The organism is Rhodoferax sp. GT1R46 (assembly GCF_056521285.1).
Window position 1 is genome coordinate 1,035,377 of the sequence record NZ_JBWMBC010000001.1, and the last position, 24,880, is coordinate 1,060,256.

Annotated in this window: 25 protein-coding genes; 14 read left to right on the forward strand and 11 right to left on the reverse strand. The window is 59.0% G+C overall.

Annotation, left to right across the window (positions count from 1 at the left end; all coding sequences use genetic code 11):
* Positions 1-122 precede the first annotated feature (122 nt).
* Complete coding sequence (locus AC097W_RS04840; protein WP_479601166.1) at positions 123-818, reverse strand: Bax inhibitor-1/YccA family protein; 696 nt, start codon at positions 816-818, stop codon at positions 123-125.
* Between the two features lie 182 nt (positions 819-1,000).
* On the opposite strand from AC097W_RS04840, the gene AC097W_RS04845 reads away from it, so the two are divergent.
* On the forward strand, positions 1,001-1,408 hold the full coding sequence (locus tag AC097W_RS04845; RefSeq protein WP_479601167.1) for a GlcG/HbpS family heme-binding protein: 408 nt from the start codon (positions 1,001-1,003) through the stop codon (positions 1,406-1,408).
* Between the two features lie 81 nt (positions 1,409-1,489).
* On the opposite strand, the gene hemP is transcribed toward AC097W_RS04845, so the two are convergent.
* From hemP to ppsR, 7 genes are all read right to left on the reverse strand, one after another.
* Complete coding sequence (hemP, locus tag AC097W_RS04850; RefSeq protein ID WP_479601168.1) at positions 1,490-1,699, reverse strand: hemin uptake protein HemP; 210 nt, start codon at positions 1,697-1,699, stop codon at positions 1,490-1,492.
* Positions 1,696-2,118, reverse strand: a complete 423-nt coding sequence (locus AC097W_RS04855) for an ExbD/TolR family protein (protein WP_479601169.1) — start codon at positions 2,116-2,118, stop codon at positions 1,696-1,698. Before AC097W_RS04855 ends, hemP begins: the two co-directional genes overlap by 4 nt.
* Before the next feature lie 11 nt (positions 2,119-2,129).
* Positions 2,130-2,846: a MotA/TolQ/ExbB proton channel family protein gene (locus AC097W_RS04860; RefSeq protein WP_479601170.1), complete on the reverse strand. Its 717-nt coding sequence runs from the start codon at positions 2,844-2,846 to the stop codon at positions 2,130-2,132.
* A gap of 27 nt (positions 2,847-2,873) precedes the next feature.
* Positions 2,874-3,602: an energy transducer TonB gene (locus AC097W_RS04865; protein ID WP_479601171.1), complete on the reverse strand. Its 729-nt coding sequence runs from the start codon at positions 3,600-3,602 to the stop codon at positions 2,874-2,876.
* A gap of 31 nt (positions 3,603-3,633) precedes the next feature.
* A complete protein-coding gene (locus AC097W_RS04870; protein WP_479601172.1) occupies positions 3,634-4,317 on the reverse strand; it encodes a Fe2+-dependent dioxygenase in 684 nt (227 codons plus the stop codon).
* A gap of 41 nt (positions 4,318-4,358) precedes the next feature.
* A complete protein-coding gene (locus tag AC097W_RS04875) occupies positions 4,359-6,512 on the reverse strand; it encodes a TonB-dependent receptor (protein WP_479601173.1) in 2,154 nt (717 codons plus the stop codon).
* 292 nt (positions 6,513-6,804) lie between these two features.
* A complete protein-coding gene (ppsR, locus tag AC097W_RS04880; RefSeq protein WP_479601174.1) occupies positions 6,805-7,626 on the reverse strand; it encodes a posphoenolpyruvate synthetase regulatory kinase/phosphorylase PpsR in 822 nt (273 codons plus the stop codon).
* A gap of 217 nt (positions 7,627-7,843) precedes the next feature.
* On the opposite strand from ppsR, the gene ppsA reads away from it, so the two are divergent.
* The 7 genes from ppsA to dnaB all read left to right on the forward strand — a co-directional run bounded on the left by ppsA (position 7,844) and on the right by dnaB (position 15,708).
* A complete protein-coding gene (gene ppsA / locus AC097W_RS04885) occupies positions 7,844-10,237 on the forward strand; it encodes a phosphoenolpyruvate synthase (RefSeq protein WP_479601175.1) in 2,394 nt (797 codons plus the stop codon).
* On the forward strand, positions 10,234-12,549 hold the full coding sequence (locus tag AC097W_RS04890) for a VC_2705 family sodium/solute symporter (RefSeq protein WP_479601176.1): 2,316 nt from the start codon (positions 10,234-10,236) through the stop codon (positions 12,547-12,549). Before ppsA ends, AC097W_RS04890 begins: the two co-directional genes overlap by 4 nt.
* Positions 12,550-12,643: 94 nt before the next feature.
* Positions 12,644-13,009 carry a 30S ribosomal protein S6 gene (gene rpsF, locus AC097W_RS04895; RefSeq protein WP_479601177.1) on the forward strand — a complete coding sequence of 122 codons (366 nt, stop codon included), beginning with the start codon at positions 12,644-12,646 and terminating at the stop codon, positions 13,007-13,009.
* 23 nt (positions 13,010-13,032) lie between these two features.
* Positions 13,033-13,326: a primosomal replication protein N gene (gene priB / locus AC097W_RS04900; protein ID WP_479601178.1), complete on the forward strand. Its 294-nt coding sequence runs from the start codon at positions 13,033-13,035 to the stop codon at positions 13,324-13,326.
* Between the two features lie 18 nt (positions 13,327-13,344).
* A complete protein-coding gene (gene rpsR, locus AC097W_RS04905; protein ID WP_142810912.1) occupies positions 13,345-13,626 on the forward strand; it encodes a 30S ribosomal protein S18 in 282 nt (93 codons plus the stop codon).
* A gap of 11 nt (positions 13,627-13,637) precedes the next feature.
* Positions 13,638-14,090 (forward strand): 50S ribosomal protein L9, encoded by a 453-nt coding sequence (rplI, locus tag AC097W_RS04910; protein WP_479601179.1) that lies wholly within the window; start codon positions 13,638-13,640, stop codon positions 14,088-14,090.
* A gap of 214 nt (positions 14,091-14,304) precedes the next feature.
* Positions 14,305-15,708, forward strand: a complete 1,404-nt coding sequence (dnaB, locus tag AC097W_RS04915) for a replicative DNA helicase (RefSeq protein ID WP_479601180.1) — start codon at positions 14,305-14,307, stop codon at positions 15,706-15,708.
* Positions 15,709-15,808: 100 nt separating this feature from the next.
* Here the strand turns inward: dnaB and AC097W_RS04920 are convergent, their stop codons facing one another.
* The 3 genes from AC097W_RS04920 to AC097W_RS04930 form a co-directional block, all read right to left on the reverse strand.
* The gene (locus AC097W_RS04920) at positions 15,809-17,500 is read right to left on the reverse strand and encodes a PhoH family protein (protein WP_479601181.1); all 1,692 of its coding nucleotides are present in this window, start codon (positions 17,498-17,500) and stop codon (positions 15,809-15,811) included.
* A 192-nt stretch (positions 17,501-17,692) separates the two neighbouring features.
* Positions 17,693-18,169, reverse strand: coding sequence for a peroxiredoxin (locus AC097W_RS04925; protein ID WP_479601182.1), 477 nt, complete (start codon positions 18,167-18,169; stop codon positions 17,693-17,695).
* A gap of 113 nt (positions 18,170-18,282) precedes the next feature.
* On the reverse strand, positions 18,283-18,672 hold the full coding sequence (locus AC097W_RS04930) for an Mth938-like domain-containing protein (protein ID WP_479601183.1): 390 nt from the start codon (positions 18,670-18,672) through the stop codon (positions 18,283-18,285).
* Positions 18,673-18,775: 103 nt separating this feature from the next.
* Between AC097W_RS04930 and AC097W_RS04935 the strand changes: the two genes are divergently transcribed.
* The 6 genes from AC097W_RS04935 (at position 18,776) to AC097W_RS04960 (ending at position 24,853) form a co-directional block, all read left to right on the forward strand.
* Positions 18,776-20,002 carry a pyridoxal phosphate-dependent aminotransferase gene (locus tag AC097W_RS04935; protein WP_479601184.1) on the forward strand — a complete coding sequence of 409 codons (1,227 nt, stop codon included), beginning with the start codon at positions 18,776-18,778 and terminating at the stop codon, positions 20,000-20,002.
* A gap of 70 nt (positions 20,003-20,072) precedes the next feature.
* Complete coding sequence (locus AC097W_RS04940; RefSeq protein WP_479601185.1) at positions 20,073-21,395, forward strand: homoserine dehydrogenase; 1,323 nt, start codon at positions 20,073-20,075, stop codon at positions 21,393-21,395.
* Positions 21,395-22,855 (forward strand): threonine synthase, encoded by a 1,461-nt coding sequence (gene thrC, locus AC097W_RS04945; protein WP_479601186.1) that lies wholly within the window; start codon positions 21,395-21,397, stop codon positions 22,853-22,855. The genes AC097W_RS04940 and thrC overlap by 1 nt, the downstream gene beginning before the upstream one ends.
* 13 nt (positions 22,856-22,868) lie before the next feature.
* Positions 22,869-24,113, forward strand: a complete 1,245-nt coding sequence (locus AC097W_RS04950; protein WP_479601187.1) for a molybdopterin molybdotransferase MoeA — start codon at positions 22,869-22,871, stop codon at positions 24,111-24,113.
* Positions 24,110-24,361, forward strand: a complete 252-nt coding sequence (moaD, locus tag AC097W_RS04955) for a molybdopterin converting factor subunit 1 (RefSeq protein WP_479601188.1) — start codon at positions 24,110-24,112, stop codon at positions 24,359-24,361. The genes AC097W_RS04950 and moaD overlap by 4 nt, the downstream gene beginning before the upstream one ends.
* Before the next feature lie 3 nt (positions 24,362-24,364).
* Positions 24,365-24,853 (forward strand): molybdenum cofactor biosynthesis protein MoaE, encoded by a 489-nt coding sequence (locus tag AC097W_RS04960; RefSeq protein ID WP_479601189.1) that lies wholly within the window; start codon positions 24,365-24,367, stop codon positions 24,851-24,853.
* Positions 24,854-24,880 lie beyond the last annotated feature (27 nt).

Below are 24,880 nucleotides of genomic sequence, written 5' to 3' on the forward strand. Positions count from 1 at the left end.
TAGGTTCTGTATCGGCAAATACTGCCGGGAATTGAGTCCATGGTGCGACAAAGACCGGGTTTGCAGGCAAAGAAAAAGGCCCCTCAGGGCCCCTTTCTCGGATCGCTGCATGCCGAGTCAGTTTAGTCGCGCTCGCCACCCATGATGCCTAGCAGTGCCAGCAGGCTCTGGAACACGTTGATGAGATCCAGGTACAAAGCCAGTGTGGCGCTGATGTAGTTGGTCTCGCCACCGTCAATGATCTGCTTGATGTCGTAGAGCATGTAGGCGCTGAAGATACCGATGGCCGCCATCGAGATCGCCATCATGCCCGCGGTGGAGCCCACAAACGCGTTGATGATGCCGCCAACCACCAACACCATGGCTCCCACGAAGAGCCACTTGCCCATGCCGGAGAGGTCACGTTTGATGACCGTAGCCAGGCTGGCCATCACCAGAAATACACCAGCGGTTCCGCCAAAGGCGGTCATGACCAAGTCAGGGCCGTTCTTGAAACCCAGCACCATGCCAATCATGCGCGACAACATCAGGCCCATGAAGAAGGTGAAACCCAGCAGCACGGGAACACCCGTAGCGGAGTTTTTGGTTTTTTCGATGGCGTAGATAAAACCAAACGCGCCACCCAGGAACACGACCATACCCAGAATGCCGTTCAGGGACTGCGTAATGCCCGTGGCCACGCCAACCCAGGCACCCAGCACGGTCGGCACGAGGCTCAGGGCGAGAAGCCAGTAGGTGTTGCGCAGCACTTTGTTGCGCTGCTCGGTGGAAATGCCATAGCCCAGGCTCTGGCCCATGGTGGTTACGCGATCAGTCATAGTCTTAGCTCCTTATAGGTCTGCTTGACGCAGGTGCAGCCATTCTAGGGTTTATCAAGTCCCGGTTGCGGCAAATCGCCCGGATTGGCCCGATTTTTAGCAGGGCTGTTGTGCAAACCCGGTCACGAAAGGGCGTCCCTCAGACGGTATGCTTGGGGTTTTACCAAGATAGAGACCACACTATGAAAATCAAATCCGTCCTCGAATTTTCCGACATCAAGGCCATTGCAGCCGCAGCGGAAGCCGAAGCGCTGAAGAACAACTGGGCCGTCAGTATTGCCATTGTGGACGACGGTGGCAACATGCTGTGGTTCCAGCGCCTGGATGGTGCAGCACCTATTTCTGCCCATATCGCACCCGGCAAGGCCCGGACATCGGCCATGGGTCGGCGCGAGAGCAAGGTGTATGAAGACATGATCAACGGCGGCCGTGCATCGTTCCTGAGCGCTCCCAATCTGGAGGGGATGCTCGAAGGTGGCGTGCCCATCATGAAGGACGGCCAATGCCTGGGCGCAGTCGGTGTGAGCGGCGTGAAGTCCAGCGAAGATGCGCAGATTGCCAAGGCCGGCATTGCCGCCATCGGCCTGTAATACGCGCTTAAGCGCCTGAATTGCTCTTTTATTGATAGCTGCTCGCGCAATATCTACGGGGGCTACAGGCATTTTTGACGTTTATTTTGTCAGAATGAGCTTGCCGGCCCGAGTCGTCTGTAAACGGTAGCGTTGGCCGTTGTGCTCAATTTCGACGGTCTGGCCTGAGCCCAGCAGATCCGCCGAAAGCAACACGGCGGGGCGCACCGCCCCCGGCGTCGTTTGTGCTGTTTTCGGTTGCGCATTCAGGTAGGCCGGCAGGGCCGGGCGAGCCATTGTTGACACCCTCATTTTTTGGGTTCAGTGATGAACCCGATTTTTCGCAAACCGGCCCGTTGGGCGGCTGCCATGGCCTGGGCTACAAACTCATAGCGCACAGCCTTGTCCCCGCGAATGTGCAAATCGGGTTGGGGGTTTTTGCCGGCCTCCACGCGCAGCAAAGCTGGTAATTCGCTTTCCGCCACGCGTTTCCGGTTCCAGAAATAGGCGCCCTGAGCGTCCACGCTGAGCTGGATGGTCTCGGGCTTGGCGTCAATCGGCTGGCTGGTCGCTTGGGGCAATTCCACGTTGATGGCCTGTTTCATGACCGGCACGGTGATGATGAAGATGATGAGCAGCACCAGCATCACGTCTACCAGCGGCGTCATGTTGATTTCGTTCATCACCTCGGTATCCGCTTCAGCGGACGCGTCGTGCATTCCAAATGCCATGGTTATCTCCTTCAGGCCTTCTTGATGGCGACGATTTTTCCGTCGGTACTGGTATTGCCCACCCGGGCGCCGGTCAGGAAGTAGGCATGCAGGTCGTGGGCAAAGCGGTTCAGGCGCGTCAGGATCGACTTGTTGCCCCGTACCAGGGCGTTGTAGCCCAGCACCGCAGGAATGGCGACGGCCAGACCCAGTGCCGTCATGATGAGCGCCTCACCGATGGGGCCTGCCACCTTGTCGATAGTGGACTGCCCCGACGCACCAATCGCCATGAGTGCGTGGTAGATGCCCCAGACCGTGCCGAACAAGCCGACAAAGGGTGCAGTTGACCCAACCGACGCCAGTATGGCCAGACCCGACTGGAAGCGTGCAGTACTGTCGTCAATCGAGTTGCGCAGGGACCGGCTGATCCAGTCACTGATGTCCAGCGTGTCGTACAGCTGTGCCTTGGAATCCTGGTGGTGCAGGCTGGCTTCGCGGCCAGCCGTGGCCAGATGAACGAACGGATTTCCATCCTGCGGCCCCAGTTGATTCAGGCCATCGGCGAAGTCTCCGCTGTGCCAGAACGCTTCCGTTCGCTTTCCCGAATCCTTGTATTTGAAGATGTCCAGCGCCTTGATGAGGATGACGATCCACGAGGCCAGCGACATCGCCAGCAGCATCAGGGCGACTGACCGTGTCACCCAGTCGCCCTGGGTCCAGAGACTGAAAAGTCCGAGTTGCGAATCCATAACTACTCCACTAAAAAAATTGGGTGACTATTCGAGAACAAAACTGAATGGCACGTTGAACCACATGGCTTCCGGCACACCGGCCCGCTTGCCGGGTACGTAGCGCCAACGCAGCGCGGTTGCCAGCGCGGCCTGGTCCAGCCGGTCAAAGCCGCTGGACTGTTTGATTTCCGCCTTTTGCGCTGTGCCGTCGACGCCAATGAGCGTACGCACCACCACCTTGCCTTGTTCGCCCAGTTGCTTGCTCAGGCGCGGGTAGGGCGGTTTGGGGTTGTTCAGGTAATCGGCATCCGTGGAGGGCGGCTCCACTTTGGTTAGGGCAGTGGCAGTACCGGTGGACGCGGGTGTCGCGACACCCGCCGTGCTGATGGCCCCGGAGTTGACCGGTGGGTTGGCGGGTGCGGCCGCTGTGACAGGGGCAACGCTGGACGGAGCCGGAGCCGGGTCTGCCACGGCCAGCGGCATGGGCGCAGCAAGCGGCACGGGTGCCTTCAAGGCGGCGGGCGCCACGGGCGTGGGCTTTGCCGGGGTGGGCGCTTTAGGCGGTGTCGCGATGGGCATGGCAGCCGGAGGGCTTGGTGCCATGACTTCCACCAGAATCTCCGCGGGTATTACGAGCTCGGTCACACGGCGCAGAAGACCGGTTTGCAGTGCCCACAGTGCCACCACATGCAGCAGCACCACGCCGATAACGATGGAGGTATTGCGGTTCATGCGGGCAGGCGTGCGGGTGAGGGTTAAAGCGGGGTTCGGCATAGTGTAAGTTTGCGGCATCTGGCTGTTGGCTTCAGGTGTCGGCCCACATGCGCAGCAGGTTGTGGTACACGCCGGTGAGTGCCGTGGTCTCGTCGGTTTCACCGTGGCGGGTTCGCAGGCCCAGCAGGTTCATGTCCAGCTCGTACAGCAGCCTGCGTTGCTCGTCACTGCGCACCATGCTCTCGATCCAGAAGAAGCACGCCTGGCGGTAGCCGCGGGTGACCGGTTTGACCTGGTGCAGGCTGGTCCCGGGGTACAGCACCATGTGGCCTGCAGGCAGCTTGATGGCCTTTTCGCCATAGGTGTCGGCAATGCAGAGCTCACCACCGTCGTAAGTTTCCGGGTCCGATAGAAAGAGGGTGCAGGACACGTCGGTTCGCACCCGCTGACCTGTGTCGGGCAGGTAGCGCACCGCACCGTCGATGTGGTTGCCGTAGAAATTGCTGTCACCCCCATATCGGTTGAGCCGCGGCGGGAATACCCGTTTCGGCAGGGCTGCCGAGAAGAAGAGGGGGCTGCGGTCCAGCGCCTGCAGCACCATGGCGCGAATCGTTCTGGCGGCTTCGCAGTCGTGGTCCAGTTGCTCGTTGTTTTTCACCTGCCTGGCTTGTTCGCCTGCACCTTTGCGTCCGTCGCACCACGGGGCGGTGGACAGCAAGCCCTGGGCATGGCTAACTTCGTCAGGGGTTAACAGGTTGGCAAAAGTGAGAAGCATGGCGATGGTGGCAGTGGGGTTGCGTATGGGCGGACGGCTTTTTAGAATTTCACGTTCAGCGTGGCCTGGACGTTGCGGCCCGAGCCAGGAACGTAGTGGCCGGTGTAGAGCGAGTCGGCGTACAGCGTGTTGGCCACATTGGCGATGTTGCCTTTGAGTACATAGCGGTCATTGAACTTGTACTCGGCTATCAGATCCACCGTGGCAAAACCAGGCGCCATGAAGCCCGGGTTGCGGTTGGGAGACTGCTCGCTGCGGAAATTGATGCCGCCGCCCAGACGCAACTGGCTGTTGATCTGGTACGTGCTCCACACCGTTCCGGTATGTACGGGGGTCAGTGAGGGGCGTTCGCCTTCACGCTCGCCGGCCGTGGCGGTGGGAGCTGCCACGTCAATCACGGCGTCGGGCATCCACATATAGGAAACATACATTTCCCATTGCGGTGTCAGGCGACCGGAGAGGTCGACCTCCAGGCCGCTGGTGTGGCGTTTTCCCGAGAGCAGCAGGGCTGTGGCGGCCGAGTCAGGGTCGGTGTTGCGCTCGTTGGTTTTGGTGGATTGAAAAATGGCCAGCCGGGTGGTGAAACGCTTGTCCACGCTGTCGAGCTTGGCGCCCAACTCGACGTTGCGGCTTTGCTCGGGGTCGGTGTTGGCACTCAGGGCGCTGTACGAATAGGTATCGGCTGAGGTGTTGAACGAGGTGCCGTAGGAAAAATGGAAAGAACTCAGCGCGCTGGGCTGGTACAGCACGCCGACGCGCTGGCTCCAGTTAGCGATGGTCTGGTTGTAGCTGCTGCTGACCACACCCGTGGCCAATACGTTGTCAAACGTGCCGCGCATGCTGTCAAAGCGCAGGCCGCCCAGCACTTTCCAGTTCGGGGCGATTTGCAGCATGTCTTGCGCATAGACGCCCATGTTGTCAGCCTTGAATGCACTGGAAACGCCGGCGGTGCGGGCACTTTCATCGATCCAGGCGCCGTCGTTGGGCGTTCCGGCGGTGGTGGATGGCTTAGTGACGGCGCTGATGCGGTAGACATTTTTTGCCTCCCGTGCCAGATCAATGCCCGCCAGCACTTCGTGTTGCAAGCCCCAAGCGGTGAATTGGGTGCTGAGGTCACTTTGCGCGTAGGTGGCGTTCAAATCCTGAATTTTGGCGTTGTTGCCCCGGTTCAGTACCGTGGCGTCCGAGAAGTTGTTCAAACCGGCGCCGGCAAGCATACGTACCGTGCCTGCACGTTGGTCGCGGGTGAATACGCCCTGGCGGATGACGGTTTTGAGTTCCGTCTCGCCCCCAAAGCGGTGAATATGGCTGCCCGTTATAAATTTGGCACTGCTATTGTTGTAGTCGCTCGCCATGCCGTAGTAGGCGCTGGGGTCGAGCTTGTTATTGATGGTGGAGGTGGATGCCGCGGCCGTGGAGGTGGGCTTGATCCACGGCATCCCGTAGTTGATGCCGTTGTGGTTTTCCAGGGTGTAGAGGCTGACCAAAAGCTCGTCGGATGAACCGATGCCAAAGCGGTAGGCCGCCGCAATGCCGCGTTTGTCCAGGCTGCTGCCGGTGCCATTGTTGTCTGCCTTGGTGGCCATGGCGTTGATGCGCAGGGCGGAGTCGTCGCCGGTCTGGATGTTGAAGTCGCCGGTGACGCGGCGGTAGCTGTAGCTGCCCAGTGTGGTGGTGACCTCGTACTCATCCGAGTCGCGTGGCAGTTTGCTGACCTGGTTGACCGCACCGCCGGTGGAGCCGCGGCCAAACAGCATGGAGGCGGATCCGCGCAGCAATTCAATGCGGTCGTTGTTGAAGGTGTCGCGCTCGTAAAACGCAGGGTCGCGGACGCCGTCCAGAAAGATGTCGCCCGTGGTTGCCAGCGAAAAACCGCGCAGGCGGATGTCTTCTTCACCCCCTTCGGCCGCCTGAAACGTCACACCAGCCGTGTTGTGCAGCACGTCTTTCAGGGTATCCAGGTTGCGGTCGTCCACCAGTTTTTCGGTGACTACGGTGACGGATTGGGGGATGTCGCGCAACTGCTGCTTGCCTTTGCCGATGGACGTGCTGGTGGCGCGGTAGGCGTCTTTGTCTTCGGGCGCTTCGGCTTTTTCCGTGATCACCACGGTAGAGAGTGTTTTAAGGGTGTCCGCTGGCGGTTGCTGCGCCGCTGCACTCAGGGATCCGGCCAGCAACATGGCTCCGATGGGCATCAGGGGACGGGGAGTAGTCGATGAGGAAGCTATTATTTTTGTAGCACTATGCGCAGGGCGGCTGAGGTTTTGCTTCGTATTTGAATTGTAATTTGTGCGGTGTGGCATAGCGGCATCTACCTTGAGGGGTGTTGTCTGGCTGGCTATGCACGTCGCGCCGGGCGGTGCGTGGTTTGGCTGGCTGTTGTGGAAATGAACAGCGCCTATTCTACATACAAATGCGAATCATTCCTATTTAAATTAATCAAAGATAGGAATTTCCTTTCCAACCAGCACGCGTCCTGGTTGCCTCTCAATAAACCAGTCGATCCGGATGGATCTCCTGCAGGATGGTGGTGGCGATCTCTTCAATCGACTTGGTGGTGGTAGACAGCCAGCGAATGCCGGTGCGCCGCATCATGGCTTCGGCTTCGCTGATCTCCATACGGCAATTTTCCAGTGACGCGTATTTGGAGTTGGGTCGCCGTTCGTTGCGAATTTCGCTCAGACGTTCAGGCTGAATCGTGAGACCAAAGATCTTGGCCTTGTGCGGCACCAGCGCAGGCGGTAACTGCTGACGCTCAAAATCCTCGGGAATCAGCGGGTAGTTGGATGCCTTGAGCCCGTATTGCATGGCCAGGTACAGTGAAGTGGGGGTCTTGCCGCTGCGGCTGACACCCACCAGGATCACGTCGGAATGTTCCAGATCGCGGTTGGACTGGCCGTCATCATGGGCCAGCGAAAAATTGATGGCTTCAATACGGCTCTGGTATTCCTTGCTCTTGCTGGCATCGCTGAAGCGGCCGATCCGGTGGTTGGACTTGAGCTTGAACTCGTTTTCAAGCGGGTGGACAAAGGTGCCAAACATGTCGAGCAGCATGCCCTGGCATCCGTCCTGAATCACCTTCAGGACCTCCATGTTGACCAGCGTGGTGAAAACAATGGGTCTGGCGCCGTCCACCACCGCCGTATGGTTGATCTGGCGTACCGCCTGATGCGCTTTGTCCACCGTGTCGACAAACGGCAGGCGGACGTGGCGCGCCTTCGCTTCAAACTGCGCCAGGATGGCATTGCCAAAGGTTTCGGCCGTGATGCCGGTGCCGTCAGACACAAAAAATACGGTGCGGTGGTGCATGGTGGGTGGGCGAAGAAGTTGTCAGTGTTATGCAAGTGCGGATTTGTAGCCAGGCGGCAGGCGGCCCCTACAATGGCTGCAATTTAGCGCATTTTTCTCTTAGCCCCGGTTTCAACAGAACAACAACAGAAATCGGAAAAAGACAGGCGGCTGCGGCACGGACTGGTTTCGTTCCGGCGCAGGGCAGCGAAACAGTTTTAACTTCTGGAGCTTACCCATGTCGACACTATTCAGCCCAACCGATCTGGTTGTCCCTTTTGAAAACCTGCGAATGACCGACGTCGAGTCGGTCGGTGGCAAAAATGCCAGCCTGGGCGAGATGATTTCTCATCTGCCTACCGGCGTGAAGGTCCCCACCGGTTTTGCCACGACAGCCCATGCCTTTCGGGAATTCCTGAAGTTTGGCGGCCTCGCGGAAACCATTAAAACCCGACTGCTGGCACTGGACACGGAAGACGTGCGGGCATTGGCGCAGGTGGGCGCGGAAATTCGCGCCCTGGTGGAGGCGCAGCCTTTTCCGCCGGAGCTGGAGCAGGGCATCCGTTCTTCTTTTGAAACCCTCAGCGCAGACAACCGCGAAGCGACGTTTGCGGTGCGGTCCTCGGCCACCGCCGAGGATTTGCCGGATGCATCGTTTGCAGGCCAGCAGGAAACCTTTTTGAACGTGCACGGCATCGACGACATCCTGCACAAAATTCGCGAGGTATTTGCGTCCCTGTACAACGACCGGGCGATCAGCTACCGGGTGCACAAGGGTTTTGCCCACGAGCATGTGGCGTTGAGTGCGGGCATCCAGCGCATGGTCCGCTCCGACATGGGGGCCGCGGGTGTGATTTTCACCATCGATACGGAGTCGGGCTTCTCGGACGTGGTTTTCATTACCTCCAGCTATGGGCTGGGCGAAACCGTGGTGCAGGGCGCCGTCAACCCCGACGAGTTCTATGTGCACAAGCCCATGCTGCGTGCGGGCAAACGCGCCGTGATCCGGCGCAGCCTGGGTTCCAAGCTGATCCAGATGCAATTCACCACATCGGAAGAAAAAGCGGTGGGTGGCAAGCTGGTTAAAACGACAGATGTGCCAACGGAGTTGCGTAACCGCTATTCCCTGACCGATGCGGAAGCCGAGCAACTGGCGCGTTATGCGCTGGTGATTGAAGAGCATTACGGCCGGGCCATGGACATTGAGTGGGGCAAGGACGGATTCGACGGACAGCTATACATCCTCCAGGCCCGACCCGAAACGGTCAAAAGCCAGGCGGGCAATCAAGCGGAATACCGCTACAAGCTCAAGGGCAAAGGCACCGTGCTGGTGGAGGGCCGTGCCATTGGTCAGAAAATTGGCACAGGCCCCGTGCGCATCGTGCACAACATCAGCGAGATGGACAAGGTGCAGGCCGGTGATGTTCTCGTTACCGACATGACCGATCCCAACTGGGAACCCGTCATGAAGCGAGCTTCCGCTATCGTTACCAACCGTGGTGGGCGCACCTGCCACGCGGCGATCATTGCCCGTGAGTTGGGTATTCCGGCGGTGGTGGGCTGCGGCCACGCGACCGAGTCGCTCAAGGATGGAATGCTGGTGACCGTGAGTTGCGCCGAGGGAGACACCGGCTTCATCTACGACGGATTGCTGGAGACCGAGGTGACCGAGGTTCTGCGCGGCACCATGCCCGAGAGCCCCGTCAAGATCATGATGAACGTGGGCAACCCGCAGCTGGCATTTGATTTCTGCCAGCTCCCCAACGAGGGCGTGGGCTTGGCCCGGCTGGAGTTCATCATCAACAACAACATCGGTGTGCACCCCAAGGCCATTCTGGACTACCCCAATGTGGATGCCGATCTGAAAAAGGCGGTGGAGTCGGTGGCACGTGGTCACGCTTCACCCCGCGCGTTTTACGTGGACCGTGTCGCCGAAGGTGTGGCAACCATTGCTGCCGCTTTCTGGCCCAAGCCGGTCATCGTGCGGCTCTCGGACTTCAAGAGCAACGAATACCGCAAATTGATCGGCGGTAGCCGCTATGAACCGGAAGAAGAGAACCCGATGCTGGGCTTCCGCGGAGCCGCGCGTTACATCAGTACGGACTTTGGCGAGGCGTTTGCGATGGAGTGCGAAGCGCTCAAGCGGGTGCGCAATGAAATGGGCTTGAACAACGTTCAGGTTATGGTGCCATTTGTCCGGACGCTGGGCCAGGCCAAGAAGGTGACCGAATTGCTGGGGCGCCATGGGCTGCGCCGTGGTGAAAACGAGCTCAAGCTCATCATGATGTGCGAGATACCCAGCAATGCCATCCTGGCTGATCAGTTCCTCGAGTATTTCGATGGCTTTTCAATTGGCTCCAACGACCTGACCCAGCTCACACTGGGCCTGGATCGTGATTCCGGACTCGAGTTGCTGGCCGCCGACTTTGACGAACGTGACCCGGCTGTCAAGGCGCTCGTCAGCATGGCCATTGCTGCCTGCAAACGCCAGGGCAAGTACATTGGTATTTGCGGTCAGGGCCCCAGCGACCATCCTGACTTCGCGCAGTGGCTGGTGGATGAAGGGATTTCCTCCATCTCGCTTAATCCGGATTCCGTTATTTCAACCTGGCAAAAGCTCGCCGCTAAATGACGCAGGCAGCGACCCGGCGCCGGTGGAGCCTGCATGCAGGTCTGCTGGCGCTGTGGTTTGCTGCGTCTTTTGGGGTGGTTTTTTTTGCCCGCGATCTACAGTTCGTCGTTGCGAACTGGCCGGTCGGATTCTGGTTTGCTGCGCAGGGATCGGTGCTTGTTTTTATCGGTATCGTGGTGGTCTTTGCATGGGTAGCAAACCGGCGGGAGGGGCCGGAGCCTGGATTTGATGCCGTCGCCTATGGCATGCATAAACGCATGCTGCACAGGCGATTTGCCCTCTATGTCATATGCCTCATTGCCTTTTTGTTCGCATTGGCGTTGGCCGAACGCAGGGGTTTGCCCAAAGTATGGGTTGCAGGCATTTTTCTTTCTGCAACCCTCGTTCTTTATGCCGTGATTGGCGTGTTTGGCCGCACCGCTGACGCGGCCGAGTATTACGTCGCTGGCCGGCGCATACCGGCGTTTTACAACGGTATGGCGACAGCGGCGGACTGGATGAGCGCCGCTTCGTTCATCAGCCTTGCCGGGGGACTGTATTTGCAGGGCTATTCCGGAACCGGTGCGCAGGCAGGCGGACTGGCCTACGTACTGGGGTGGACGGGAGGGTTTTGTCTTGTTGCCCTTCTGGTGGCGCCGTATCTGCGGCGCTTGAAGCTCTACACGGTTCCTGACTATTTCGCTCTGCGCTTTGGCGGCCGCTGGCCCCGCATGATTGCAGCGCTGGCGGCCGTCTTGTGTTCGTTTACCTATGTTGTGGCACAGATTTACGGGGTAGGGCTGATCACTTCCCGTCTGACGGGAGTCCACTTTGAGATTGGAATTCTGCTCGGTCTGGGCGGCGTGTTGGTGTGCTCCTTTCTAGGAGGAATGCGGGCTGTGACCTGGACTCAGGTTACGCAGTATGTTGTCATCATCCTGGCGTTTTTGATTCCGGTGTCGTGGCTGGCCTACAAGCAGATTGGTAATCCTCTGGCACCTTTGGTGTACGGACAGCAGCTGCAAAAGATTGCGGAAATGGAGCGGCGCCTGATGGATTCACCGGAGGAGCAGCAGGTGATTGAGGAGTACGCCCGCAGAGCCCGATCTTTTGAGCAAAAGCTGCAGGATGTGGAGGGCTCCTTGCAGATCGAGCGCCAGACGCTGCGTAACCAGCTTCGTGCTGTGGGCGAACTGAAAGCTGACGACGACCGGGCTGTAGCCTTGCGCCGCGAGCTGGCTGCAGTCCCCAAAGATGCCAATTCAGCGCGGGAACGCTGGACCCTGGCAATGATGGAGAACCGGGAGAGGTCCAAACCGCTGGGCGGTATGCCGGCGCATGCGACGCCATTTGCTGGCGATCCGTCGGGGTCCGCCCAAGAGCGGCAGGCGTTTGATACCTCCCGGTTGAACTTCATGGCCCTGATGTTTTGCCTGATGGTGGGAACCCTGGGTCTGCCCCATTTGCTGACCCGGTACTACACCACACCCACCGTGGCTGAGGCCCGTAGTTCGGTGGCCTGGTCGCTGGTCTTTATCGCCCTGCTGTATTTGTCGGCACCTGCGCTTGCCGTACTGGTCAAATACGAGGTGATGGCCCACCTGGTGGGTCTGCCCTTCGATAGCCTGCCTTCGTGGGTTGCTCAGTGGGCACGGGATCCGTCACTGCTGACGGTGTCCGATGTCAATGGGGATCACCTCCTCCAGTTTGCAGAGCTGAAAATCGGTGCCGATCTGGTCATGCTGGCGACGCCTGAAATCGGCGGGTTGCCCTATGTGGTGTCCGTACTGGTTGCTGCTGGCGGCCTGGCCGCCGCGCTCAGCACCGCCGATGGCTTGTTGTTGACGATTGGCAATGCCGTGGCGCATGACGTCTACTTTGAAGGAGACGGAAACAAGGCGCAGGCCATGCGTCGGGTGATGTGGTCCAAGTTTGCCTTGCTGGTGGTCGCGCTGATAGCGGCCTATGTGGCGGCACAAAGGCCCGCAGGGATTCTGTATCTGGTGTCTGCGTCATTTTCTTTGGCGGGTGCCGCGTTTGTTCCGGCGATGGTGTTGGGTATTTTCTGGAAACGCACCACGCGCGCGGGTGCTGTAGCCGGAATGCTGGCCGGATTGGGTGTCACTATTTATTACATGGCGATCAATCTTCCGGTGGTTCGCCTGGCGCTGGGCTTGTCGGGTGAGGGTTTGTGGTGGGGCATTCAGCCCGTGTCGGCCGGGGTTTTTGGCGTTGCCGCGGGCTTTGTCACGACGGCTTTCCTGAGCCTGGTAACGCGGGCCGGTCAGGTGCTGGACGATCAAACGACCTCAATAAATTCGAGTGGGTTATAATCTTGGGCTTCACCTTGCTGCACCTCGTTTAGACGCTGAGGGCAGTTTTTTTTACCCAAAGTTCCCAAAAACGGGTTACCCATAAGGAGTATCAATGCGTCACTACGAAATCATTCTCATGATCCATCCGGATCAGAGCGAGCAGGTTCCAGCCATGCTGGAGCGTTACAAGGGCATGATCACCGCTGGCGGTGGCAAGGTGCACCGCGTGGAAGACTGGGGCCGTCGCCAACTGGTCTACATGATCAACAAGCTTGCAAAAGCCCATTACCTGTGTGTCAACATCGAAGCCGACCAGGCTGTGATGTCTGAACTGGAGCACGCCTTCAAGTTCAACGACGCCGTGTTGCGCCACCTCACCGTGTCGAAGAAGAAAGCCGATACCGGTCCTTCTTCCATGATGAAGACGGTCGAGCGCGAAGATGCGCGTAAGACCCAACAGGCCGAGTACCAAGGCTAAGACGGCATTTTTGCTGACGGAGAGTGCGTGCCAATACGCTTGTTTTGAGTGCTTGTATCGCAGAGGCGGAAACCCTGCGATACACCCCGGCCGGATTGCCGGCCTTGAATCTCAGACTCGAACACGAGTCGGAACTTCAAGAGGCGGGGCAGGCAAGACAGGTAAAGGCAGCAGTAAAGGCGGTGGCCTTTGGAACGTTGGCCGAGCGGCTTGTAACCCAAGCAATCGGCAGCGTCTGGAGATTCAGCGGTTTTCTGGCAACTCCCCGAAATGGCAAAAGCGTTGTGTTTCATATTCAAGAATTTTCGCAAGATTAATTTTTTCAGGAGGCCCTAATGGCCACGTTCAAAAAATTCAACAAAGACAAGCGCCCAAAGCGCCCCGCACAAAACCTGCTGTTCAAGCGCAAGCGCTTTTGCCGCTTCACGGTGACTGGCGTCGAAGAAATCGACTACAAGGACATCGACACACTGCGTGACTTCATTGCTGAAAACGGCAAGATCATTCCCGCCCGCCTGACCGGCACCCGCGCTATTTTCCAGCGCCAGCTCAATACCGCTATCAAGCGTGCGCGTTTCCTCGCCATGCTGCCGTACAGCGACCAGCACAAGATCTAAGGAGTCCGACCATGCAAATTATTCTGCTCGACAAGGTCGTGAACCTCGGTGACCTCGGCGATATCGTCAAGGTTAAAGATGGTTACGCACGTAACTTCCTGATTCCTTCTGGCCGCGCTCGTCGCGCCACTGAAGCTGCCAAGGCTGCTTTCGAAGTCAAACGCGCTGAGCTCGAAAAAGCGGCAGCGGCCAAATTGGCCGAATCGCAAAAGCTGGGTGAAAAGCTTGCGGGTACAACCGTCAAGCTGACTCAAAAGGCTGGCGTGGACGGTCGTTTGTTCGGTTCGGTAACCAATGCTGACATCGCTGAAGAGCTGGTCAAAAATGGTTACAAAGTCGTGAAATCCCAGATCCGCATGCCTAATGGTCCTATCAAGACCGTCAGCGAAAGCACCGTCAGCGTGGCTCTGCACACTGACGTGGTGGTTGAGATCACTGTCTCCGTATACGGCGAAACAGCCTAAATTTGACATTCGCACCGGCGCCTGATTATTCAGGCTCCCGGCACAATGCCAAAAATGAGCCGTAGGGGCATGCCCCCTGCGGCTTTTTCATTGGTGGTCCGGTTATCCACTGATTTCCACAGCTTGCCCACATGTTGATCCCCGCTTATGCCCAGCCTTTCACTCGACGCAGGCGCGTGGGCCGCGTAGCATCGGTGGCTTCAAGGAAAACACCATGTCAGCCGTAATTTCTGCCGTAGACGAATACGGCGCAGACCGCCAGATTGCCCAGCTTCGCGTTCCGCCGCACTCCATCGAAGGGGAGTCCAGCGTGCTGGGCGGACTGTTGCTCGACAATGCCGCCTGGGATAGGGTGGGTGATATTCTCACTGACGGCGATTTTTACCGTTATGAGCATCGGTTAATTTATGCCGCGATTGGCGTTCTGGTCAATGCCAGCAAGCCTGCGGATGTGATTACCGTGTTTGAGCATATGCAAAACCAGGGCCGAGCTGAGGAAATCGGCGGCCTCGCGTACCTGAACTCGCTGGCCCAGTATGTACCCAGCGCCAGCAATATCCGCCGTTATGCCGAGATCGTGCGTGACCGCTCCATTTTGCGCAAACTGGTAAGTGCCAGCGACGAAATTGCCACCAATGCGTTCAATCCCAAGGGCCGGCCTGTTTCGGAAATTGTGGATGAATCCGAGCAGAAGATTTTCAATATTGGGGAGCAGGGCAAGCGCAACAACCAGGGCTTTCAGGCCATGGATTCCCTGGTGGTCAAGCTGCTCGACCGGGTCCAGGAGATGGCCGACAACCCCAATGACGTCACGGGCGTGCCAACCGGCTTCTATGACCTGGACCGCATGACCGCAGGTTTTCAGGCCGGTGATCTGATCGTCCTGGCCGCACGTCCATCCATGGGGAAAACGGCGCTGGCTATCAACATTGCCGAAAATGTGGCCTTGAACGAAGGCTTACCCGTTGCCGTGTTCTCCATGGAAATGGGCGCCGCGCAGTTGGCGGTGCGTATCGTGGGCTCCATTGGCCGCATTGACCAGGGCCATTTGCGCACCGGCAAGCTGACTGATGAGGAGTGGCCGCGCCTCTCCGAATCCATTGAAAAGTTGCGGACGATTTCCTTGCACATCGACGAGAGTGCAGGCCTGACATCCAGCGAACTGCGCGCCAATGCACGACGCTTGGCGCGCCAGTGCGGGCAGCTCGGCCTCATTGTTGTCGACTACCTGCAATTGATGAGCGGCAGCGGGAGCGACGGCGAGAACCGGGCCACCGAGCTTGGCGAAATATCCCGGGGCCTCAAAATGCTGGCCCGAGAGCTGAAATGCCCGGTCATTGCTCTTTCGCAGCTAAACCGAAGTGTTGAGCAGCGCCCCGACAAGCGCCCCATGATGAGCGACTTGCGAGAATCGGGCGCTATCGAGCAGGATGCCGACATCATCATGTTCATTTATCGCGACGAGTACTACACCAAGGACGCCTGCAAGGAACCCGGTGTGGCGGAAGTCATCATCGCCAAACAGCGAAACGGCCCCACCGGGACCGTCAAGCTAGCCTTCCTGCGCAACATCACGAAGTTTGAAAGTCTGGCCAGTGGCGGTGGCGGCGACTATTGATGGGTTGCGTATGAACAGAAAAAAAGCCGCACACTGTGCGGCTTTTTTACATCAAATGGGTGCTTGGCCCCCGTGATACCTGCGCAAGCAGCTATCTAATCTATAGCACCTCGCTGGCAAAGTCGGCCAAGCGCGAACGCTCGCCACGCGCCAGCGTGATGTGCCCGCCGTGTGGCCAGCCTTTGAAGCGGTCCACCGCAAAGGTCAGGCCGGACGAGCCTTCAGTCAGGTAGGGCGTATCAATCTGGGCAAGATTGCCCATGCAGATGATCTTGGTGCCAGGGCCCGCGCGGGTGATCAGAGTCTTCATCTGCTTGGGTGTCAGATTCTGCGCCTCATCAATGATGACGTACTTGTTCAGGAAGGTGCGCCCCCGCATGAAGTTCATGCTCTTGATCTTGATGCGGCTGCGAACCAGTTCGTTGGTGGCCGCACGGCCCCATTCGCCTGAGCTGGTGTCGGTCTTGCTCAGAACCTCGAGGTTGTCGTCCAGCGCACCCATCCAGGGGCCCATTTTTTCCTCTTCGGTTCCTGGCAGAAAACCAATGTCCTCGCCCACACTGACGGTCGCACGGGTCACGATGATTTCGGTGTAACGGCGGTCATCCAATACCTGGGTCAGACCCGCAGCCAGTGCCATCAGGGTCTTGCCGGTACCCGCCGTTCCGGTCAGGGTCACAAAGTCCACTTCGGGGTCCATGAGCAAATTCATGGCAAAGTTTTGTTCCCGGTTGCGGGTGGTGACGCCCCAGACTGCATTTTTCAGGTGGTTGAAATCGCGCAGCGTCTTGATGACGGCCGTCGTGCCCCGGATCTCGGTCACCCGGGCGTACAGGCTGGGTTCGCCAGGTGACTCGTAGTACACAAACTGGTTGATCAACATGCTGGGTACGACCGGGCCGTCAATCTTGTAGAACGTGTGTTGACCCTGCTGCCAGCTCTCGACCGCTTGGCCATGGGTTGCCCAAAAATCTGATGGCAGCGCAAGAGAGCCAGAATACAGAAGATCGCCATCTTCGAGGGTTTTGTCGTTCTGGTAATCGTCGGTGGCCAATCCCAGCGCGCGTGCCTTGACGCGCATGTTGATGTCTTTGGAAACCAGCACCACTTCACGGGGTGCAAATTTCTGTCGCAGTGCCTCGACCACACCCAGAATCTGGTTGTCGGCCTTGCCTTGGGGCAGGCTGGTGGGCAAGGTGTAGTTGAGCGGCTGGGTCTGAAACAGGAGTTTTCCGCGTGCTTCGCGGTGCCCGGTGCTTGCCAGCTGGAATCCGGCGGTAATGTCCGCTCCCGGTGTGCCAGCCAGTGCGTCAAGTGTCCGGCTCGTCTGGCGGGCGTTGCGGGCCACCTCGGTCATGCCCTTTTTGTGACCATCGAGTTCTTCCAGAACAATCATGGGCAAATAGATGTCGTGTTCCTCAAAGCGGAACAGGCACATTGGGTCGTGCATCAGCACATTGGTATCGAGAACAAACAGTTTCGTCGGACCGGCGGTTCGCGCCGACTTCTTCGAGCGCACCGCGCTCCGGGTTGCCGCCGGTTCGCTGATGGGGGCGGGAACTGCAGCCTTCGCACCTGGCGTTGCCACCGGCTCTTTCAGCAGAGCCGGCATCGAATTCCGGGAGTTTTCTCGCAGAGGAGCCTTGTCCGTGGCAGCACGGGTCGCCGGCGCTTGCATTGATGCGACCGGTTCAGGCTTGCTCGCAGGCCTGACGGCGCTGCGCGCAATGGCCTCAAACGCTTTGGGAGAAAGCCGGTCAGCGGGTTTGGTAGGTGCGGGGGGCAATGGCATAGGTTGAGGCTCGTGGAATGGAAATGGGGAGGGCTGTGGACACAAAGAATGGAATCGCAAAAGCAAAAAAGCCGCCTTGAGCCAAGGCGGCTTTTTGTAGGAGCGCGGTTGCGATGTTCAACAGCATGGAATCATTATGCATGAGCCAAGTGACACCGCCGGGTCGGCGTGCGTCAAAACAACGCAGTCCTGTCAGGCGACTTTCTTGAGTCCCTTGACAGCCTTCAGAACGTCGTCCACATGACCAGGGACCTTGAGTCCACGCCATTCTTCCTTCACCAGACCGTCTGTGCCAATCAGGAAAGTGCTGCGCTCAATGCCCTTGACCTTTTTGCCGTACATGATCTTGTTCTTGACCACGCCAAACATGTGGCACATTTTTTCTTCCGTGTCGGCGATCAATTCAAACGGGAGTTCCAGTTTGGTCTTGAACTCATCGTGGGACTTCATGTTGTCGCGCGAAACGCCAAAAACAGTTGCGCCAGCTTTCACGAAGTCCTTGTACTTGTCGCGAAACTGCATGGCTTCGGTTGTACAGCCAGGGGTGTTGTCCTTGGGGTAGAAAAACAAAACCATGGTTTTCCCGAGGTGGGTGGTGTTGCTTACCTTGATGCCACCTGTTGCATTGGCTTCAAATTCGGGTAGTGGTTTGTTGACAACGATCGCCATATGGTACTTTAGTCTCGCGTGCTGGATGTGTCAGTCAAAGCAGAGGGCTGGAAACGTGACAGCGTTACGTCACCCTCGACTGCAACCCATGATTTTACTCTGAAACGGGCGACCTAGACCCCAAGGGTCTTCCCGGGCTCCAACAAAAGCGCCGCAACCACTTTGCGCCCTTCGGCGGCCAAAAAGTTGTAAGTCCGGCAGGCGGCTTGCGTATCCATCGTTTCCAGGCCTATACGCCGGGCATAAAGCGATTGCAGCCACTGCGGCTGCGGGAAACGGATGCGGTCACCGCTGCCAAAAATGATCAGCTCTGCATCCATCTCGGCCAGCAGTTCAAAGTGGCTGGCTTGCAGCTCTTCAAAATGGGCGCAATTCCAGGCAAAGCGCGGGCCTGCGGCGCTGATGACCAGGCTGGAGCTGAACTTTTCGCCGTTGACGGCAACCCACCCCGTTCCGTATTCGTTGATGGAGGGCCCCTGAATGGCGTCTGGCTGGAGTTTCATGGCGTTATTCGGGTGAAATTTGAATGCTGCACCGCATCAGGTCGATACGGAACTGTGGTCAAATTATAGGTTTCACCCTGTGCTGCTGACTCCCGGAGGGACTTTGAGAACCATTCAAAAATCTGCCAAGCTGGCCAACGTCTGTTACGACATCCGCGGCCCCATCATGGACCGCGCCCGGCAGATGGAAGAAGAAGGCCAAAAGATCATCAAGCTCAACATCGGCAATCTGGCCGTGTTTGGCTTTGATTCGCCCGAGGAAATCCAGCAGGACATGATTCGCAACCTGCCCAACTCGGCGGGTTACTCGGACAGCAAAGGCATTTTTGCGGCCCGCAAGGCGGTTATGCACGAGACGCAGAAGCAGGGTGTAAAGGGTGTCACGCTGGACGATATCTACCTGGGCAACGGCGCCAGTGAACTGATCGTGATGGCCACCAATGGTTTGCTTGACGATGAGGATGAGTTGTTGTTGCCAGCGCCCGACTACCCCTTGTGGACCGCTGCGGTCAGCCTCTCCGGCGGCACACCGGTGCACTACCTGTGCGACGAAGCCAATGGCTGGATGCCCAGTCTGGATGACATTCGCGCCAAAATCACGCCGCGCACCAAAGGCATTGTGGTCATCAACCCCAACAACCCCACCGGCGCGCTGTATTCGGATGCCTTGTTGCTGGCCATTGTGGAGATTGCCCGCGAGCACGGTCTGGTGATATTTGCCGACGAGGTGTACGACAAGGTGCTGTACGACGGCGTGAAGCACACCGCCATGGGCTCGCTCAGTGATGACGTGCTGACGCTGACCTTCAATTCGCTGTCCAAGAGCTACCGCTCCTGTGGTTACCGCGCGGGCTGGATGGTGGTCTCGGGCGACAAGCGGCCGGCGCGCGACTACATCGAGGGCCTGAACATGCTGTCCAACATGCGGTTGTGCTCCAACGTGCCGGGCCAGTGGGCCATTCAGACCGCGTTGGGTGGCCACCAGAGCATCAATGAGCTGGTGGGCGAGGGCGGGCGCCTGCGCCGTCAGCGCGACCTGGCCTATGAGCTCATTACCGCCATTCCGGGAGTCACTTGTGTGAAGCCATCGGCGGCGCTCTACATGTTCCCCAAGCTGGATCCCACGATGTACCCGATCGTGGACGACCAGCAGTTCTTTCTGGAGTTGCTGCAGGAGACCCGCGTGATGCTGGTGCAGGGCACGGGCTTCAACTGGGCCGCGCCGGATCATTTCCGCATCGTGTTCCTGCCGCATGAAGACGATTTGCGAGAAGCCATTGGTCGCATGGCCCGGTTCCTGGAAAGCTACCGCAAGCAGCACAGCAACTGATTTACTATTGATTTGATAGCAGCTCACGCACTGTTTGCGGGGGCTACATGCATAAAACCTGAAAATATATATGAAACCGATTCAAGTAGGCCTTCTCGGCATTGGCGTGGTAGGCGCAGGCACTTTCAACGTACTCAAGCGCAATCAGGAAGAAATCCAGCGTCGCGCCGGTCGCGGTATCGAAATCACCATGGTGGCCGATCTGGATGTGGCCCGTGCCCAATCGATCGTCGGTGACGGTGTGAAAGTCGTCAATGACGCCCGCGCCATCATTGCCAATCCCGACATCGACATCGTGATCGAACTGATTGGCGGCTACGGCATTGCCAAAACCCTGGTGCTCGAAGCCATTGCGGCCGGTAAACATGTGGTTACTGCCAACAAGGCGTTGCTGGCAGTGCACGGCACCGAAATCTTTGCTGCAGCCTCCGCCAAGGGCGTGATGGTGGCGTTTGAAGCGGCCGTGGCCGGTGGCATTCCCATCATCAAGGCGCTGCGCGAAGGCCTGACGGCCAACCGCATCCAGTGGATCGCCGGCATCATCAATGGCACCACCAACTTCATCCTGTCCGAGATGCGTGACAAGGGTCTGGACTTTGGCGTGGTGCTCCAGGAAGCGCAGCGTCTGGGCTACGCCGAAGCCGACCCTACTTTTGACATCGAAGGCGTGGACGCTGCGCACAAGGTCACCCTCATGTCGGCCATTGCGTTCGGCATTCCAGTGCAGTTCGACAAGGCCTACGTGGAAGGCATCACCAAGCTGGGCGCGGCTGATATCCAGTACGCCGAGCAACTGGGCTACCGCATCAAGCTGCTGGGCATTACCAAGCGCACCGACAAAGGCATTGAGCTGCGCGTGCACCCGAGTCTGGTGCCGGCCAAGCGCTTGATTGCCAACGTCGAAGGCGCCATGAACGCCGTGATGGTGCAAGGCGACGCCGTCGGCACCACGCTGTACTACGGCAAGGGGGCCGGTGCGGAACCGACGGCCAGTGCCGTGATTGCCGATCTGGTGGACATCGCCCGCCTGCACACTGCCGATGCGGCCCACCGTGTGCCCCATCTGGCATTTCAGCCGCACGCCATGAGCAGCACCCCCGTGTTGCCCATGGGCGACGTGGTCACCAGCTACTACCTGCGTCTGCGCGTGGCCGATCAGGCCGGTGTGCTGGCCAAGGTAACCGGTCTGCTGGCCGATGCGGGCATCAGCATCGACGCAGTTTTGCAACGCGAGGCCGATGAGGTGGGCGGCGAGGGCAGCACCCAGACCGACCTGATCATCCTCACGCACGATTGCCAGGAAGCCAAAATGAATGGCGCACTGGCGGCGATGCAAGCACTTCCCACCGTGCTGCAACCCATTACCCGTATCCGCAAGGAAGAGTTGGCCTGATGAAATACGTAAGCACCCGGGCTTCCAACCCCGCCACTGCCGACCGCAATCGCTTCTGCGAAATCCTGCTCGAAGGTTTGGCGCCCGATGGCGGCTTGTACCTGCCGGAGACCTATCCCCAGGTCAGCGACGCCCTGCTTTCGCGCTGGCGTACCGTGTACCACAGCCAGGGCTACGCCGAGTTGGCGTTCGAAGTGCTGTCGCTGTATATCGACGATATTCCGGCTGCCGACCTCCGGGCCATTTGCCGCAAGACCTACACCACCGAGGTGTTTGGTACCAGCGAGATCGTGCCCCTGCGCGAACTGGACGATGGCCTTTACCTTGAAGCCCTGTCCAACGGCCCCACGCTGGCCTTCAAGGACATGGCCATGCAGCTGCTGGGCAATCTGTTCGAATTTGAGCTGGCCCGCCGTGGTGAAGAGCTCAACATCCTGGGTGCCACCAGTGGCGACACCGGCAGCGCGGCCGAATACGCCATGCGGGGCAAGAAGGGCGTGCGCGTCTTCATGACCAGCCCGTTCGGGCGCATGAGCGCCTTCCAGCAGGCGCAGATGTTCAGCCTAATGGATGCCAACATCTACAACATCGCCGTTAAAGGTGTGTTTGACGATTGCCAGGACATGGTCAAGGCCGTTTCCAACGACCTCGAGTTCAAGCGCAAGTACCGCATTGGAACCGTCAACTCCATCAACTGGGCGCGCCTGATGGCCCAGGTGGTCTATTACTTTGCGGGTTATTTCCAGGCGACTTCCGGCCGCGTCCAGGCCGCGCCAGAGAAAGTCAGTTTTACCGTTCCTAGCGGCAATTTCGGCAATGTCTGCGCCGGCCATGTGGCCCGCATGATGGGCCTGCCCATCGACAAGCTGGTGGTCGCCACCAATGAGAACGATGTGCTCGACGAGTTCTTTCGGACGGGTGTGTACCGGGTGCGCATGAGCGCCGATACGCACGAGACCTCCAGCCCGTCCATGGACATTTCCAAGGCCAGCAACTTCGAGCGCTTTGTGTTTGACTTGCTGGGCCGCGACGGCGCGCGCACAGCGGACCTGTTTGGTCCGCAGCTGGTCAAGGCAGGGCGTTTCGACCTCAGCGCGGACCCGGCTTTTGTGCACTGTGCCGAACGCTACGGTTTTGTCAGCGGCAAAAGCACCCACGCGAACCGTCTGGACACCATTCGCGACACCTGGGCTCGCCACCATGTGATGATCGACACCCACACCGCCGATGGGTTGAAGGTGGCGCGCGAGCACCTGACCCCCGGCGTGCCGATGCTGGTGCTGGAGACCGCATTGCCCGTCAAGTTTGCCGAAACGATTGTCGAAGCGCTGGGCCGTGAGCCCGATCGGCCATCCAAGTTTGAAGGTATTGAGGCACTCCCCAAGCGGGTGTCTGTCATGGACGCCGATGTGGATGCCATCAAGGCGCTGATCGTCCGGGAATGTGCGCAGTCCGCCTAACGAGATTAATCCGATGACCCAGCCGCAGCGACCACCACTTTTGCCCCTGGACGAGGCGCTGCGCCAGCTCTTGTCGCATGCCCATCCATTTCAAGAGACCGAGCAGGTGCACACCATGGAGTCTGATGGGCGCGTGCTGGCCCAGGATGTCGTCTCGGCCTTGCATGTGCCGCCACATGACAACAGCGCCATGGACGGCTACGCGATGCGGTGTGCTGACGCATTGATTCCCGGCGCGCAGTTGGCTGTTTCGCAGCGCATTGCCGCCGGTACAAGTGGTACCGCGCTGGAGCTTGGTACCGCGGCGCGTATTTTCACAGGTGCCCCGGTTCCCGACGGGGCCGACGCGGTGGTCATGCAAGAAGAATGCACCGTGCTGCCGGATGCCGCCGAATGGCCCCGCGTGCAGGTCAACACCGCGCCCAAGCCGGGACAGAACATTCGCCGTTCGGGTGAAGACGTAGCCCGGGGTGACGTGGTGCTGGCCAAGGGTCGTCGTCTGGGGCCCGCCGAGCTGGGTCTGGCCGCCAGCATTGGCATGGACCGGCTGGACGTCATCCGCCGCCCCCGCGTGGCCCTGTTCTCTACCGGAGACGAACTGGTCATGCCCGGTGCCGTGGCGCCGCAGGATATGCCTCCCGGTGCTATCTACAACTCCAACCGGTTTTTTCTGAACGCGCTGCTTCGCCGCATGGGTTGCGATGTAACCGACCTGGGTATCGTGCCCGACCAGCGCGAGGCCACGATTGAGGCGTTGAAGGATGCAGCCGCCTCTCATGATGTCATCCTGACCAGCGGTGGCGTGTCGGTGGGCGAAGAAGACCACATCAAGCCCGCTGTGCAGGCGCTGGGCACGCTTGATTTGTGGCAAATCGCCATCAAGCCAGGCAAACCCTTTGCTTATGGCCGCATTGGCCCTGCGCACTTTCTGGGACTTCCGGGTAACCCCGTTTCAAGCTTCATCACGTTCTTGCTCCTGGTGAGGCCCTTTCTGCTGTGCCTGCAGGGACAGGAAGATGTTGCTATTAAAACAGTAGCTGCCCGCGCAGACTTTACTTGGGTCAGAGCCGATAAACGCCGTGAGTTTTTGCGCGTACGGCGCAATGACGACGGCGGACTGGACCTGTTTCCCAACCAGAGTTCAGGCGTGCTTACCTCTGCGGTGTGGGGCGATGGGCTGGTGGACAACCCGCCCAGTGGCACCGTTGCACCGGGAGACATCGTGCGGTTTGTTTCTTTTGCGGAGTTGCTGGCATGAAAGTGCACCTGAAATACTTTGCCTCCATTCGCGAGACCCTGGGCACCGGTGGCGAAACCCTTGACACCCCGGCCACCACCCTGGCCGCGCTGCGTGACGAACTGATTGCCCGCAGTGACGACTTCGCGGATGCCCTGGCGCGTGGCAAGTCCGTGCGCATGGCGTTAAACCAGACGCTGAGTGACGAATCGGCGCTGCTGGTTGAGGGCGCTGAGGTGGCGTTCTTCCCACCCGTGACGGGCGGCTGAAGCATGCAAGCACCCGTGCGTGTTTCCATCCAGACGGCTGACTTCGATGTGGCGGCCGAAATTGCGGCCTTGCGGGCGGGTGATCACCGCGTTGGCGCTGTCTGCAGTTTTATTGGCACGGTGCGGGACCGCAACCTGGGTGGTGCGGCAGACTCTGTTTTGACCATGGAACTGGAGCACTATCCCGGCATGACCGAGAAATCCATCGAAGCCATGATTGACGAGGCTTTTGTCCGCTTTGACATTTTCGGGGCCCGCATTATTCACCGCGTAGGCCTGCTGCAGCCGCCCGACCAGATTGTCATGGTGGCGGTGACCTCCGCGCACCGGGGCGAGAGCTTCAAGGCCTGTGAGTTCTTGATGGACTACCTCAAAACACAGGCCCCGTTCTGGAAGAAAGAGCAAACGCCCGCCGGTGCGCAGTGGGTAGACGCACGGGTGAGCGATGACGAGGCGCTGGCCAAATGGGGCATCGTCGCTAAAAACGCCTGAGGGCGGCCGCCGGATCTTGATATAAAT